The 13,376-nt window shown below is 51.4% G+C and carries 14 protein-coding genes and 1 pseudogene; 4 read left to right on the forward strand and 11 right to left on the reverse strand.

Annotated features, from left to right (window positions below):
• Nucleotides 1–70: 70 nt before the first annotated feature.
• Complete coding sequence (purS, locus tag P8H26_RS00890) at nucleotides 71–313, reverse strand: phosphoribosylformylglycinamidine synthase subunit PurS (RefSeq protein WP_289630966.1); 243 nt, start codon at nucleotides 311–313, stop codon at nucleotides 71–73.
• A gap of 104 nt (nucleotides 314–417) precedes the next feature.
• Nucleotides 418–1,182 (reverse strand): phosphoribosylaminoimidazolesuccinocarboxamide synthase, encoded by a 765-nt coding sequence (purC, locus tag P8H26_RS00895; protein WP_289630967.1) that lies wholly within the window; start codon nucleotides 1,180–1,182, stop codon nucleotides 418–420.
• A gap of 335 nt (nucleotides 1,183–1,517) precedes the next feature.
• Here purC and P8H26_RS00900 point away from each other — a divergent pair, with 335 nt between their 5' ends.
• Together P8H26_RS00900 and P8H26_RS00905 are read left to right on the forward strand one after the other, a co-directional pair.
• Nucleotides 1,518–1,838, forward strand: coding sequence for a DUF1476 domain-containing protein (locus tag P8H26_RS00900; RefSeq protein ID WP_289630968.1), 321 nt, complete (start codon nucleotides 1,518–1,520; stop codon nucleotides 1,836–1,838).
• A gap of 191 nt (nucleotides 1,839–2,029) precedes the next feature.
• Nucleotides 2,030–2,806: an HpcH/HpaI aldolase/citrate lyase family protein gene (locus P8H26_RS00905; protein WP_289630969.1), complete on the forward strand. Its 777-nt coding sequence runs from the start codon at nucleotides 2,030–2,032 to the stop codon at nucleotides 2,804–2,806.
• A 45-nt stretch (nucleotides 2,807–2,851) separates the two neighbouring features.
• Here the strand turns inward: P8H26_RS00905 and P8H26_RS00910 are convergent, their stop codons facing one another.
• Both P8H26_RS00910 and P8H26_RS00915 read right to left on the reverse strand, forming a co-directional pair.
• Nucleotides 2,852–3,400: an alpha/beta hydrolase gene (locus P8H26_RS00910; protein WP_289630970.1), complete on the reverse strand. Its 549-nt coding sequence runs from the start codon at nucleotides 3,398–3,400 to the stop codon at nucleotides 2,852–2,854.
• Between the two features lie 298 nt (nucleotides 3,401–3,698).
• A complete protein-coding gene (locus tag P8H26_RS00915; protein WP_289630971.1) occupies nucleotides 3,699–4,046 on the reverse strand; it encodes a hypothetical protein in 348 nt (115 codons plus the stop codon).
• 212 nt (nucleotides 4,047–4,258) lie between these two features.
• Here P8H26_RS00915 and P8H26_RS00920 point away from each other — a divergent pair, with 212 nt between their 5' ends.
• Both P8H26_RS00920 and P8H26_RS00925 read left to right on the forward strand, forming a co-directional pair.
• A complete protein-coding gene (locus tag P8H26_RS00920) occupies nucleotides 4,259–4,582 on the forward strand; it encodes a hypothetical protein (protein WP_289630972.1) in 324 nt (107 codons plus the stop codon).
• A 425-nt stretch (nucleotides 4,583–5,007) separates the two neighbouring features.
• Nucleotides 5,008–5,805, forward strand: a pseudogene (locus P8H26_RS00925) (VOC family protein); the annotation flags it as partial.
• A gap of 213 nt (nucleotides 5,806–6,018) precedes the next feature.
• On the opposite strand, the gene purB reads toward P8H26_RS00925, so the two are convergent.
• The 7 genes from purB to P8H26_RS00960 form a co-directional block, all read right to left on the reverse strand.
• Nucleotides 6,019–7,320 carry an adenylosuccinate lyase gene (purB, locus tag P8H26_RS00930; RefSeq protein ID WP_289630973.1) on the reverse strand — a complete coding sequence of 434 codons (1,302 nt, stop codon included), beginning with the start codon at nucleotides 7,318–7,320 and terminating at the stop codon, nucleotides 6,019–6,021.
• Nucleotides 7,321–7,415: 95 nt separating this feature from the next.
• Nucleotides 7,416–8,093, reverse strand: coding sequence for a ribulose-phosphate 3-epimerase (rpe, locus tag P8H26_RS00935; protein WP_289630974.1), 678 nt, complete (start codon nucleotides 8,091–8,093; stop codon nucleotides 7,416–7,418).
• A 116-nt stretch (nucleotides 8,094–8,209) separates the two neighbouring features.
• Nucleotides 8,210–9,136 (reverse strand): lipid A biosynthesis lauroyl acyltransferase, encoded by a 927-nt coding sequence (locus tag P8H26_RS00940; RefSeq protein WP_289630975.1) that lies wholly within the window; start codon nucleotides 9,134–9,136, stop codon nucleotides 8,210–8,212.
• 84 nt (nucleotides 9,137–9,220) lie between these two features.
• Entirely contained in the window at nucleotides 9,221–10,249 is a 1,029-nt protein-coding gene (locus tag P8H26_RS00945; RefSeq protein WP_289630976.1) for a zinc-binding dehydrogenase, read from the reverse strand.
• Nucleotides 10,250–10,303: 54 nt separating this feature from the next.
• Nucleotides 10,304–11,578 carry a beta-ketoacyl-ACP synthase gene (locus tag P8H26_RS00950; protein ID WP_289630977.1) on the reverse strand — a complete coding sequence of 425 codons (1,275 nt, stop codon included), beginning with the start codon at nucleotides 11,576–11,578 and terminating at the stop codon, nucleotides 10,304–10,306.
• Nucleotides 11,579–11,590: 12 nt separating this feature from the next.
• A complete protein-coding gene (locus P8H26_RS00955; RefSeq protein WP_289630978.1) occupies nucleotides 11,591–12,754 on the reverse strand; it encodes a beta-ketoacyl-ACP synthase in 1,164 nt (387 codons plus the stop codon).
• Nucleotides 12,755–13,047: 293 nt separating this feature from the next.
• A complete protein-coding gene (locus P8H26_RS00960; protein ID WP_113944948.1) occupies nucleotides 13,048–13,329 on the reverse strand; it encodes an acyl carrier protein in 282 nt (93 codons plus the stop codon).
• Nucleotides 13,330–13,376 lie beyond the last annotated feature (47 nt).

Below are 13,376 nucleotides of genomic sequence, written 5' to 3' on the forward strand. Positions count from 1 at the left end.
TTCCACTTTTGCCTTAGCTGCTTTAATTGCTCTTTTAAATATGGCGTTTTATGGCGCCAAAATAAAGAGATCAGGCGATGTCGAAGCTGTAATCTTCAATAACCGTATTGGCGAGAAGCTTTTCGCACATGGCTTTCAGCTCTGCTTCAGCTTTTGTCTTGTCTGCGGTATCGAGAACAACATCAAAAACCTTGCCCTGACGGACAGAGTTGACGCCATCAAAGCCGAGGCTGCCAAGAGCGCCGACAATAGCTTTACCCTGTGGGTCGAGAACGCCGTTTTTCAGTGTGACGGTGACGCGTGCCTTAATCACTTTGTTATCCTGTATTTTTTAAGAGGGAGTGTGCAACATCCGGTTAAGATACTGCCTGAAATACACAACCCGGAAAGCGGCAAACCTCCCGGGTTGAAATGACGTTACTTGACCAGTGTCGGGCCGGTAGGGCGTGGCGGCTCGTTCTCGTTCATAATGCCGAGACGGCGTGCCACTTCCTGATAGGCCTCAACCAGACCGCCCATATCGCGGCGGAAACGGTCTTTGTCCATTTTCTCATTCGTCGCGACATCCCAGAGGCGGGCTGAATCCGGCGAAATTTCATCTGCCAGAACCACACGCATCATGTCGCCTTCGAACAGACGGCCGCATTCGATCTTGAAATCGACCAGCTGAATGCCGACGCCGAGGAACAGACCGGTGAGGAAGTCGTTGATACGGATGGCAAGCGCCATAATATCATCAAGCTCCGCAGGGCTGGCCCAGCCGAAAGCTGTGATATGCTCTTCGGAAACCATAGGATCGTCGAGCGCATCAGCTTTGTAGTAGAATTCGATGATTGAACGCGGCAGAACGGTGCCTTCTTCAATCCCCAGACGCTTGGCAAGCGAGCCGGCAGCAATATTGCGCACGACAACTTCCAGCGGAATGATTTCGACTTCTTTGATCAGCTGCTCGCGCATATTTACACGGCGGATGAAGTGGGTCGGAATACCGATCTTGTTCAGCTGCGTGAAAATATATTCGGAAATGCGGTTATTCAGCACTCCCTTGCCATCAATCACTTCATGCTTCTTGGCATTGAAAGCGGTTGCGTCATCTTTGAAAAACTGAATGAGCGTGCCTGGCTCCGGTCCTTCGTAAAGGATCTTGGCCTTGCCCTCGTAAATACGGCGGCGTCGATTCATGGGGTTTAGGAACCTCTGGGGTTTGCTGAGACCGTTTCGAGACGAATTGTCTTACCTGTTGTTTCAGGCCCGATGTTTCAATAATGCGGCCACTGCAGCCGCAATGTCTGCGTTCCCTAGCGCAAATGTCAGGTTTTAACAATCATCCTTTATGCCGCGATGTTGTTTTTCAGTGATTGTTTTATGCTTTTTCTGTGCGCAGCCTCTGGTTGTGTCACAAAGTCAGCCCTATATGCGGTTTACAGTGCTTCACAACTGCGTGATTTTGCTGGGGACTATGCCGGAATTGTAATCTCAATTATAATCTGAACGACAATTTGATATGTGAGGGACCTATGAGCGGAATGGACGAACGTCGCAATACATTTGAGAAGAAATTTGCCCATGACGAAGACTTGCGGTTCCGCGCTGTTGCTCGCCGCAACAAGCTGCTTGGCCTTTGGGCGGCAGAAAAACTCGGCAAATCGGGCGAAGATGCGCAGGCCTATGCGGCTGAAGTTGTGCGTGCAGATTTTGAAGAAGCCGGTGATGAGGATGTTATCCGTAAAGTTACGGCTGATTTTAACGCAGCATCCGTGAATGTGAGTGATGCGGAGTTGCGCGTGCAGTTGCTGGATCTGCTGGAAGAAGCGGCCAAGCAAATCAGCGCAGAATAAAACTGTAATATGCGCCGTTAGCTGAGTTGGGCTGACATTTGCATTGATACGTTTGATTTTGAGAATCGCCGTGCGGATTGTTTCGCACGGCGATTTTATTTTCTGTGGCAGGCTGTAGACGCAATTCCTGCTGCGCTCTAAGATCGGGGTTCTTGAGCTATCCGGAATTTATGTCATTCACAGGTGCATTCATGACTTCATCCGCTTCTCTGTCCGCCAGACTGCGCTCCGGCGAAACAATCCGTTCCGCATGGAGCACTATCTCCGACCCGCTGTTGCTGGAGAATATCAGCGCTCTGGGGTTTGATGCGGTGACAATGGATATGCAGCATGGCTCGCATACAGAAAGCAGTATCTGTCAGGGGATTGGCACGGTTAAAGCGGCAGGCAAGCCGGTGATTGTGCGTATTCCTGTCGGCCGGTTTGATACGGCCAGCCGTGCGCTCGATTTTGGTGCCAATGCGGTGATTGCGCCGATGATCAATTCAGCGGAGGAAGCCAGAGCTTTTGCCGCTTCAATGAAATACCCGCCAGTCGGAGAGCGCTCATGGGGACCGCTGCGTAGTGAAATCAGCTATGGCCAACCCGGTTCCAATGATTATTTACTGGCTGCCAATCAGGAGACTTTGAGCTTCGCTATGATTGAGACCCGTGCGGCATTTGAGGCGCTGGATGCTATTCTGGCTGTGCGCGGTATTGATGGTGTATTCGTTGGGCCTGCGGATTTTTCCATCGCATGGAGCAATGGCCGCGAAGCCAATCCGTTTTCTGAGGCCATTGTTGAGCCGCTGACGCAAATTGCCAAGAAGGCCGCAGCAAGTAACAAACTTGCCGGAATTTATGCGCCGAATTCAGCCTTTGCCAAGCGTTATCAGGCTTTGGGGTTCAGTTTTGTAACGCTGGCTTCAGATAGGGGATATCTGGCTGCCGGTGCCTCTGCCATGCTGAACGCGTGGGACGAGGTGTGACACGAAAATGAAAAGCCGCCGGAATTTCCGGCGGCTTTTTTGTTCTCAGAGTTTTGACAAGAACTGAGTGAATACCATTGTACCTTCAGGCCAAGGGCCGTGACCGGATTCCGTGTTGATATGACCGGCTTCACCGGCATCAATCAGCAGTGAACCCCAGGCGCCTGCAATATCTTCCGCAGCTTCAAATTTTGAAAACGGGTCATTGCGGCTGGCAATGGTAATCGCCGGAAACGGCAGGCGTTCACGCGGGTAAGGGCCGAAGGTCATCAGATGTTTCGGGCGGATGGTTTCATCCAGTACATCTGGCGGCGCAACAAAGAAAGCACCTGCCACCTTGTCCTTAATCTGCGGAATAGCATGAACAGCAGTGGGCACACCCAATGAATGGGCAACGAGGACAACCGGCTTGGTCGCTTCATCCACATGCCTGATAAGCGAGGCTACCCAGTCTTCACGGACAGGTTTTGACCACTCAGCCTGCTGAACGCGGCGTGCGGTGGAGAGCTTGTTCTCCCAGCGTGTCTGCCAGTGATCAGGCCCCGAATTGGTGTAGCCGGGGATGATGAGAATATCTGCGTCTTTAACTTTCATTTTCAGCTATTAATTTCATTCTGTTTGCTACGTCACTTCCCGCACTTGGTTTTATGGTGCAGGTAAAGTTTGTTCGCAGCTTGTTTCGCTAGATGTCTTTGTTGGCTTTTCTTGTATCGTGTTCAGTCATCTCTGTCGATGTCCGCTCGTATATTACGGCAAGTTCATGCGTTGTCGCCATGTTCCCGCTTTACAGGTTGCGCGTGTTCCTGAGGGGGCTGGCCTTGCAATGAAATATAGCTTTTGGTCATTTAAAAGGCAGCTCAAAGGCTGCCTTTTTGTTTTGTTTAGATTGCTATCAAGCATTCGATTTTGTCTGATACCAGATATATCCGATACCAATTATGGCTACGAATGGTGCAAAGCCCCATAGCAGCGCATTGATGAAGACTTTCAGGAGCATCAGGATCAGTGCATTCATAAAGAATATATTTTGACCCATGATGAGGTTTTTCAGCTCATCCCAGACGAGTTTTGAGAAGGGGAACATGATCGTGCAGACTGCAAAATATAGAAGCGGGGCGAACTGAGCACCATTTTTAGCCTGAAGTGCTACCGTTACCATCAGAGCAAAAAAGCAAGCACCAATTAACCAGGCACGGATCAGATATTTACGCTCAACACCATTTAGAATACGCCCTAACATTTTACCTCAATCATATTTTGTTTATCTTGATACGGTGGGGCGTATAACCTTCAGGTATCAAAAGTGTAAACAAATGAGATAATCAGATATCTTTAAAACTTAACAAAAGTGCTGATTTAAGTGCAAGGCATGACCTCAGCAGAATGTGTTCAGGCTCAGTACATTTTTGGATGTTATAATAACGGACTATAATTGATCACAGGAAGTCAGGTATGAATTCAAAATCCATCATGATTGCTTTGGCTCTCATTACGTTTCCGATTTCGGCGCAGGCAACAACAGGCCCAGGATGTCTTCGTGTTGTGAATGTTGCAGCCGGTGATGCGTTGAATGTGCGTGCGAAACCATCCGCACAGAGCAGAATAGTCATTTCAATTCCTGCAAACAATTATGGTGTACTGGCTCTTAAAGGCGAGTGTGGTCCGAAAACAATTCCTTGGGGACAGCGCTGGTGCCCGATCAGCTATTCTTATGAAGATGGTATATTGCATGGTTTTGTAAAAGCTCGCTTTGTACGGGATCAGGAATGCCCTTAATAATAGGGGGATTTTGGTCAGTCAGAGCAGATTTCGCACAAATTTAAGGTCGCTTTGATGCTTGTCTTCTTCGCTTCTCAAGACGCAATCCCTTGACCGCTCACTCATAATTTTTCAGTGCCCCGCCAAGAGCGGGGCTTTTTATTGGCTGAAAATAGAGAGAGTGAAGATACTTGAGTTCGGGTATACTCTGATTGCTTGTGCGGGTTTTTCAGGGTGTTGAACTGTCTCCTCAATGTGGACAATTAAGGCGATAATCAAACTATTGTGCTTCAAAATGTGAACAGCGTGTTTGCTCGCCTGAGCATTGCAACTTATCAGAGATAGAGCGATGTATAGGTTATCTGAGAGTAACCGCTACGCCTGTTTTAAATGTCAGCAGACTATTTCGCGGTACATGAACGGGGATGAATTTGATGAGTAAATTACCATTTGCAGTTACACGTCCGGCTTATGTTGAACGCGTTGGTTTGAAATCACGCGATGCTGAAACGCTGGCGCAATATTATGAAAACATTGTCGGTCTGCGCGAAATGGCACGTCGCGACTCTTCGATTATTCTTGGCGCCGGCGGGCGGGAATTGCTGGAAATTGAGCAATCTTCAGCGCTGAAGCCTGAAGATCCGCGCAGTGCCGGTTTGTTTCATACAGCTTTTTTGCTGCCTGAACGTGCTGATCTGGCGCGCTGGATCAGACGTGCGATCGACAAACAGTTACCGGTTGCCGGTGCCTCTGACCATGCGGTGAGTGAAGCGGTTTATCTGACTGATCCTGATGGTAATGGTATTGAGATTTATACCGACCGTGCGCCGGATACCTGGAAATGGAACGGCGATCAGGTGCATATGGTGACTGATGCTATGGATGTGAATGGCCTTTTGCAGGAGCTGAAGAGTGATCCGGCAGAATGGACAAAAGCACCGGAAGGGACGGTTGTCGGCCATGTGCATTTGCGTGTCGGCCAGATACAGCCTGCGGATGACTGGTGGCATGAGCAGCTGGATTTCGACACTGTTGCCAAATACGGATCAAAGGCGGTGTTTCTGTCTTCCGGCGGTTATCACCACCACATTGCCAATAATATCTGGCAGAGCGCTGGTGCCGGTAAACGTGACCTTGACCGCAGTGGCCTGTCTTTCGTGCAGATCAGTGATACGCGTGATGTGATGACCCGCGTGATTGAAGACCCGTGGGGGAATGAAATCCGCGTCAATAAAATCTGAGTATCTGATCTAAAAGTCGCCCGACTTGGCTGCAAATGGCAATTTTCTGTGCTTCGGTACTCACGTACGATCAGTACGCTCCGTTCCGATGCTCGCAAATTACAATTTTCGCTGGTGTCTGCCGCTTTTTTATTCAGATACTAACGCTTCGAAATGTAAAAAGCCCCGCCTGAAATTTCAGACGGGGCTTTTATTGCTTGAGTATAAGCTCGATTATTTGAATACGCGGTTGAAAATCGTATCAATGTGCTTGGTGTGGTAAGCGAGGTCAAATTTCTCGCGGATCTGCTCTTCAGTGAGTGCTGCGCGCACTTCTGCATCAGCCAGCAGTTCTTCGAGGAAGTCTTTGCCCTGTTCCCAGACTTTCATCGCATTACGCTGAACGAGACGGTAAGAATCTTCACGGGATACGCCAGCCTGCGTCAAAGCCAGCAGCACGCGCTGCGAATGCACGAGACCACGGAACTTGTTCAGGTTGTTCATCATGTTTTCAGGATAAACAAGCAGCTTCTCAATCACGCCGGTCAGACGGGCGAGGGCGAAGTCGAGTGTGATCGTGGCATCAGGGCCGATCATGCGCTCAACGGAAGAGTGCGAAATATCGCGCTCATGCCACAAAGCCACATTTTCCATAGCAGGCAGCGCCATAGAGCGAACCATACGGGCAAGACCGGTCAGGTTTTCTGTCAGCACAGGATTGCGCTTATGCGGCATTGCCGATGAGCCCTTCTGGCCCGGTGAGAAATATTCTTCCGCTTCCAGCACTTCAGTACGCTGCAAATGACGGATTTCAACCGACAGGCGCTCAACGGAAGATGCAATAACTGCCAGAACTGAGAAATACATCGCATGACGGTCGCGCGGGATAACCTGCGTGGAAACCGGCTCGGCTTTCATGCCCAGCGACTTGGCAACATGCTCTTCAACGCGCGGATCAATATTGGCGAATGTGCCAACCGCACCGGAGATGGCGCAGGTTGCGATTTCTTCACGTGCAGCAACCAGACGGGCGCGGCAGCGTTCAAATTCAGCATAGGCCAGCGCCATTTTAACGCCGAAAGTGATCGGTTCCGCGTGAATGCCGTGGCTGCGGCCGATGGTGATGGTGTCTTTGTGCTCAAAGGCACGGGTTTTCAGCGCTGCCAGCAGCTTGTCGAGATCGGCGAGCAGCAGGTCGCTGGCACGCATCAGCTGTACGTTGAAGCAGGTGTCGAGAACGTCCGAAGAGGTCATGCCCTGATGGATGAAACGGCTATCAGGACCGACAAATTCAGCCAGATGGGTGAGGAATGCGATCACGTCATGTTTGGTGACAGCTTCGATCTCATCAATACGGGCAACGTCAAATTTAGCCGCGCCGCCTTTTTCCCAGATGGTTTTGGCGGATTCTTTCGGGATAACGCCGATTTCAGCCAGCGCATCGCAGGCGTGAGCTTCAATCTCGAACCAGATGCGGAATTTAGTTTCCGGCGACCAGATGGCAACCATTTCGGGGCGGGAATAGCGCGGGATCATGTGCGTTTCCTAAAAGTGTAGTAGACGGGAGAGCCGGTAAACCGGCAGTGTAAATGCAATCAGGCGGATATTGCTATCCGCCTGTCAAAACTCAATTAAGCGCGGCCTTGTTCCGCAGCCTTGCGGATCGCCTCGACATTGGCGCGGTAACCTTCAAGATTACCGGCTTTATAAATGGAGGAACCGGCTACCAGTGAATTCGCACCGGCTTTGGCTGCAGCACCGGCATTCTCTGCCGTGACACCGCCGTCAATTTGCAAATCAATCGGACGGTTGCCGATCAGTGCATTGAGTTGTTCAATCTTCGGCAGCATGGAGGTGATGAATTTCTGACCACCAAAACCCGGATTAACTGTCATCGCCAGAATGAGATCAACATCATCAATCACATTTTCCAGCACCGAGGCAGGGGTACCCGGATTGATTGCAATACCGGCTTTTTTGCCCAAAGCACGGATTGCCTGCAGCGAGCGGTGCAGGTGAGGGCCAGCCTCTGCATGAATGGTGATGATATCAGAACCGGCTTTGGCAAATGCTTCCAGATAAGGATCACAAGGTGCAATCATCAGATGGGTGTCAAACACAGCGTCTGTATGCGGGCGGATTGCCTTCACCACATCCGGACCAAAAGTGATATTCGGTACGAAATGCCCGTCCATCACATCGATATGAATCCAGTCTGCACCGGCAGTCACAACATCTTTGATTTCCTGACCAAGTTTGGAAAAGTCAGATGCGAGAATAGAAGGTGCAATGATAATCGGGCGGGACATGAGGAGATCCTTGTTTCTAAGCCTTGAGCGAGGCTCTGTTCCGTTTGCAGGCGGTTAGCATGTCCGGCGTCCGCACACAAGTTTACGTGAAGCCGCGCTTGTTAAAACAACACGGATTAACCCCAGCGTTTGTGAAACCACATCCATTGTCCCGGATATTCCCGCACCCAGCCTTCAACCGTATCGTTGAGCAATTGGGCGGTGGCGGCAATATCCACCTGACCGGTTTCATCACGCGGCAGTTCCATTGCTTCCGACAATTCCAGCCTGTAGCGGCCACCGGGCAGGCGGATGCAGCGTGCCGGATAAACATCGCAATCATATTGACGCGCGAGTTTGGCCAGCAGCGGGTTGGTTTTAACCGGCAGATTGAAGAATGTGCTTGGCACGCCACGGGCAAATTTCTGGTCAACCAGCATGCCCACATTGTCATCCTGTCCCAGCACAGCTGCCAGCGACCATGCGGCGCCGGCCTTGGATGGCACAAGATGTCCCATATTGGTGCGGCGGGCTTTCAGCACTTTGCGTGCGATAAACGGATTGTTCGGCGGGCGGAAAAGGGCGGTAACATTAAGGCCGAATGTTGCCGCACAAATCGGCAAAAGCTCAAAATTACCCGTATGCGCGGTGAAGAAAATATGTGGCTTTTTCTCGTCGAGCAGACGACGGAAAATCTCTTCACCCTGTACTTCAACCAGACCCGGCTCTTTGGCGTCAGGGTCAAAATCGAAGATCGCATCGAGAAACACATATTCAGCCAGCAAACGCGCCATGCTGTCCCACATTTCCAGCGCAATTTCCTCAATCTCTGCCGGAGATTTCTCTGGATAGGCATTGGTGAGATTGCGTGTCGCCACTTTATGACGCGAGGTCAGCGGCCCGATCTTGCGGGCAGTCCATGCGGAAAACCGGATGGCGGCTTTGGCCGGTAGTAAGCGAAGCAGGGCAAGCAAAATGAAGACTGCCTGCGCCCATAGCCAGTAATTGGCAACTTTCAGCTTCTGCCAATATTTGAACGCAAGAAGTTTCAGTTTGAACATCAAGAGAGCTTTCGCTTTAAAAAGTTACAGCGTCCTGTGCATCAAATCACAGGGCGCTGCAATGATATAGAGATTGAAATGGCGTTATCAGTCAATTTTCAGAATGATTTTGCCGAAGACGTCACGGGTTTCCATGCGCTTCAGGGCTGTGTCGATATCTTCAAAGCCGACCACAGTATCAATCACCGGAGAGACGATACCCTGAGCCATTTTCTGCATGGCATCGGCCATGTTTTCCATGCGGCAACCGAAAGAGCCGAGCAGTTTGAGCTGCTGCTGGAACAACATCATCAGGTTCATGCTTGTGGAAACGCCGGAGGTGGAGCCGCAGGTTACCAGACGGCCGCCGCGCTTCAGCGACAGCATGGAGCCAGCCCATGTATCTGCCCCAACATGCTCGAATACCACGTCGACGCCTTTTTTCTTGGTGAGCTTGCGCATAACACCTTCAAAACGGTCTTCACGGTAGTTGATAACGTGATCAGCACCAAGCGCCTTGGCTTTTTCGATTTTATCGTTCGAACCAACTGTGGTGTAGACAGTGCAACCCATTTTCTTGGCAAGCTGAATAGCAGCGGTACCAATACCGGAGCCACCGGCCTGAATGAGGATGCTTTCACCCGGCTGCAATTTCGCATTGTCGAACAGCATATGTTCAACGGTACCGAAAGTAACAGGGGCAACAGCCGCGCCGATTGCATCAACGCCCGGAGGTGCAGGGATCAGCAAACGTGCAGGCAGATTGACCGCTTCACAGGCAAAACCATCAAGGTGGAAGCCATGAACGCCGGAGACGTGTTCGCAAAGATTGTCTCGGCCTTCGCGGCAGGCTTTACACAGACCACAGGTGCGCGCGCCATAGATGGAAACCAGCTGACCTGGCAGCACATTGGATACGCCTTCACCGATCGCGGTGACAACGCCTGAAGCTTCCGCGCCGATGACCAGCGGCATTTTACGTTTGGCAAAAGCCATACCGCGCCAGCCCCATACGTCGATATGGTTGAGGGCAACCGCTTTAATATTGACGGTGACTTCACCAAAGCCCGGCTTTTCAGGAGCAGGGATATCGGTGATTTCCAAGCGGCGGTCATCGAGAAGCTGTAATGCGCGCATGTTGTAATTTTATCCTTATTATTTTGAGTGCCTGATCGGGGAGCGCAAAGCCGCTTAAAGCGGCGCTGCAACCACGAGGCTGGCATTCTGACCGCCAAAGCCGAAAGAGTTCGACAGAATGGCGGTAACATTGGCATCCCGTTTTACATTCGGCACCACGTCAAGCGGAATAGCCGGATCAGGATTGTCGTAATTGATAGTCGGCGGCAGTGTGCCGGTCTGAATGGTCAGCAGCGAGAACACGGCTTCAATCGCACCGGCAGCAGTCAGCGTATGGCCGATCATCGACTTGTTGGATGAGACCGGGATAGAGCTGATGCGTTCACCGAAGACGGAGGACAGAGTATGATACTCCATCTTGTCATTTTCCGGTGTCGAGGTGCCGTGGGCGTTAACATAGCTGATATCGTCAATCGTCAGGCCTGCATCGTCGAGTGCTGCGCGGACTGTGGCAATTGCCGGTGAGGCATCAGGGCTGGAGCGGGTGCGGTGGAAATCATCCGCTTTTTCACCGCAGCCTTTGAGAATGCCAAGAACTTTTGCACCACGGGCGATAGCGCTTTCCAGCGATTCCATAACCAGAGCGCCGGAGCCTTCAGCCATAGCAAAACCGTCACGGTCTTTGCTGAACGGCTTGGAAGCCTTGTGCGCCGGATCATTCTGGGTGGACAGAGCTGACAGCAGCGAGAAGCGGATCAGTGCTTCAGCGGAAACAGAACCGTCAGTACCAATGGCCAGAACACGATCGCTCTCGCCACGACGGATGGCTTCCACGCCAGACTGAATAGCAGTAGCACCCGATGCACAAGCGGTGGACATCGTCACCGGCAGGCCGCGTGTGCCGAAAATATCCGCCAGACGCTCGGCGATGTATCCGAACTGCGTGGTGTTGAATTCATTCATGCGCGGATTGGCGCGGCAGGCTTCCAGCAGCAGCTGATAGCTTGGCTCACCCTGATTTTTCACCAGTGCATCCAGTGCAAAACGGCTTTTCCAGTCGAGTTCAACCGGAGGTGCGGCCAGAAACAGCGCGCCGCCAAAATCTGAGACAGACAGGCCGGACTGGGCAATGGCTTCTTCACCGGCGAGACGTGCCAGTTTTTCAGACAGAGCAGATGCGCCAACAGTGCTTTCCGGCAGAAAGTCCACAGTACCGGCAATGCGGGTTTTGAGATTGTCGGTCGGGAAGCGGTTGATTTCATGAATGCCGGACTGACCGCTGGTCAGCGCATTCCAGTTATCTTCCTTGCCGGTTCCCAACGGGGAAACAACACCGGCACCGGTGATAGCGACTAAAGGACGGCCGAGATGATCGGTAAATTTTGACATGGTGACCTCCGATCAAGCTTTAACAATAATAGCTGCACCTTCGGAGCGGGTAGCTCCGACGGTCAGTGCTGTGGCGCGGTCAATTGCACCGCTATGTGCTGCTTCATCATGGCTAAGCGGAGCAAAGGCTTCACCCTTCCAGACGCTGAGGGCAGCCAGCGCGAGAGCCAGAGGGAACTGTGCTTCACGCATATGGCCGAACAAGCCGGATACGCCACGATAATTTGCTTTTTTAGCGTTCAAGGCTGCTTTTTCTGCGGCTGTCGGCTGATGCGCGCCGGAAGCGCCGGAGACAACAAAGCCGTTATCTTCAATCAGAGCGGAAACAGCTGCGGTAAGATCTTCCTTAGCGCGGCGGATCTGGCCGCTGGAAATGGAAGCGATTTCACCATAGGCGCGTGCACCACGGGCTTTAGCGTGTTCTGCTTCTTCGAGCACGAGGAAGATACCGCCGGAACCGGTGATCATGCCGCCGCCTGCCGAGCCTTCACGCGACCAGACCGGAGCCCAGCCGTCGGACTTCAGGAAGCCGCCGAGTTCATGGCCGAGCAGCATGTCGAAATGTTCCGCATTGTAAGAACCGCCAACGAGCGCATGCGTGCTCTGGCCGGTACGAATGCGGGCTGCTGCGGTTTCTACTGCGGAAATGCCGGAACCCTCTTCGCCCATGAATGTGCGCGAAGAGCCGGTAACTTTATGAACAATCGAAATATTACCGGCGAGCAGGTTGGAAAGCTGCGCCAGAAACAGCGTCGGGCGCAATTCTGTCGAGAGCTTTTCATTGAGCATAATACCCGGTTGATTATTACCGCGACCTGCGTCGAGAATTTGTGTGTCCACGCTGATATCGCGTTCACCACCACCGGCGCTCACGATCATATCCATTGTGGAGCAAAGCGCTTCGTTCTCTTTGATACCGGCATCCTGCAAAGCAAGACCTGCCGCATAAGTGCCAAGGCGCTGCCATGTTTCCATCTGGCGCTGGTCGGAGCGTTTTGGAATTTGTTGTGACCAGTCAACTTCGCTTAAGGGGTGAACCGTATAAGGAGCGAAATTCTCTGTATCGAGCTTTGGCTGCGTCTGCGCGCCGTTAAGGGCTGACCAATGGGCTTCCACACCTTCACCCAGAGAGGTGATGAGGCCGATGCCGGTGATGAGAACTTTTTTGCTGTGCATGAACTGCTCGCTTGATTTCCGGTCGTAATTTACCCGAAGGCAGAATTTTACAGTGGTATAATTAGGTCAGAGACAGATTTATCCCTGAAACATACTTATCAATGACAAAAGCCGCATCAAGCGGCGATCAATGTTTTGTGATCAATATCACATTTATAAAGCACTGCGTATTTAAGAAAATACGCGGTTATAAAGCACTGCGTGTTTAAGAAAACACGCGGTTATATGCCTCTGCCTGTAAAAAGACGCGCGGCATGGTTTGTTTTCCACACTGCGCGTCAATTTAACTTAAATTATGCCTGCTTGGCAGCGACGAGTTCGTCGATTTTGGCGCAGAGATTCTTCAGAACGAAGTAAGCTTCAGTATCGGCTTTGCCTTCGTTTACTTCCTGAGTCCACTGTTCCAGAGGAATCTTGATGCCGAAAGCTTTATCAATCGCGAAAACGATATCGAGGAAATCGAGGCTATCGATGCCCAGATCGTCGATTGTGTGGCTTTCAGGGGTAATGGAAGCGCGGTCAATTTCGCTGGTTTCAGCAATAATATCAGCTACTTTGTCAAATGTTGAGGACAATTTGAAAATCCTTGTATCAGGCCCGAACCAGCAGGCAACGTTGTTTA

Source organism: Pseudochrobactrum sp. sp1633, assembly GCF_030376605.1.
Classification (GTDB): domain Bacteria; phylum Pseudomonadota; class Alphaproteobacteria; order Rhizobiales; family Rhizobiaceae; genus Pseudochrobactrum.

Bases quoted from the DNA above. Each gene is read 5' to 3' on its own strand.
- purC (WP_289630967.1), bottom strand. From the start codon at position 1,182: ATGAATCGACGCCGCCGTATTTACGAGGGCAAGGCCAAGATCCTTTAC.
- P8H26_RS00900 (WP_289630968.1), top strand. From the start codon at position 1,518: ATGAGCGGAATGGACGAACGTCGCAATACATTTGAGAAGAAATTTGCC.
- P8H26_RS00905 (WP_289630969.1), top strand. From the start codon at position 2,030: ATGACTTCATCCGCTTCTCTGTCCGCCAGACTGCGCTCCGGCGAAACA.
- P8H26_RS00910 (WP_289630970.1), bottom strand. From the start codon at position 3,400: ATGAAAGTTAAAGACGCAGATATTCTCATCATCCCCGGCTACACCAAT.
- P8H26_RS00915 (WP_289630971.1), bottom strand. From the start codon at position 4,046: ATGTTAGGGCGTATTCTAAATGGTGTTGAGCGTAAATATCTGATCCGT.
- P8H26_RS00920 (WP_289630972.1), top strand. From the start codon at position 4,259: ATGAATTCAAAATCCATCATGATTGCTTTGGCTCTCATTACGTTTCCG.
- purB (WP_289630973.1), bottom strand. From the start codon at position 7,320: ATGATCCCGCGCTATTCCCGCCCCGAAATGGTTGCCATCTGGTCGCCG.
- rpe (WP_289630974.1), bottom strand. From the start codon at position 8,093: ATGTCCCGCCCGATTATCATTGCACCTTCTATTCTCGCATCTGACTTT.
- P8H26_RS00945 (WP_289630976.1), bottom strand. From the start codon at position 10,249: ATGCGCGCATTACAGCTTCTCGATGACCGCCGCTTGGAAATCACCGAT.
- P8H26_RS00950 (WP_289630977.1), bottom strand. From the start codon at position 11,578: ATGTCAAAATTTACCGATCATCTCGGCCGTCCTTTAGTCGCTATCACC.
- P8H26_RS00955 (WP_289630978.1), bottom strand. From the start codon at position 12,754: ATGCACAGCAAAAAAGTTCTCATCACCGGCATCGGCCTCATCACCTCT.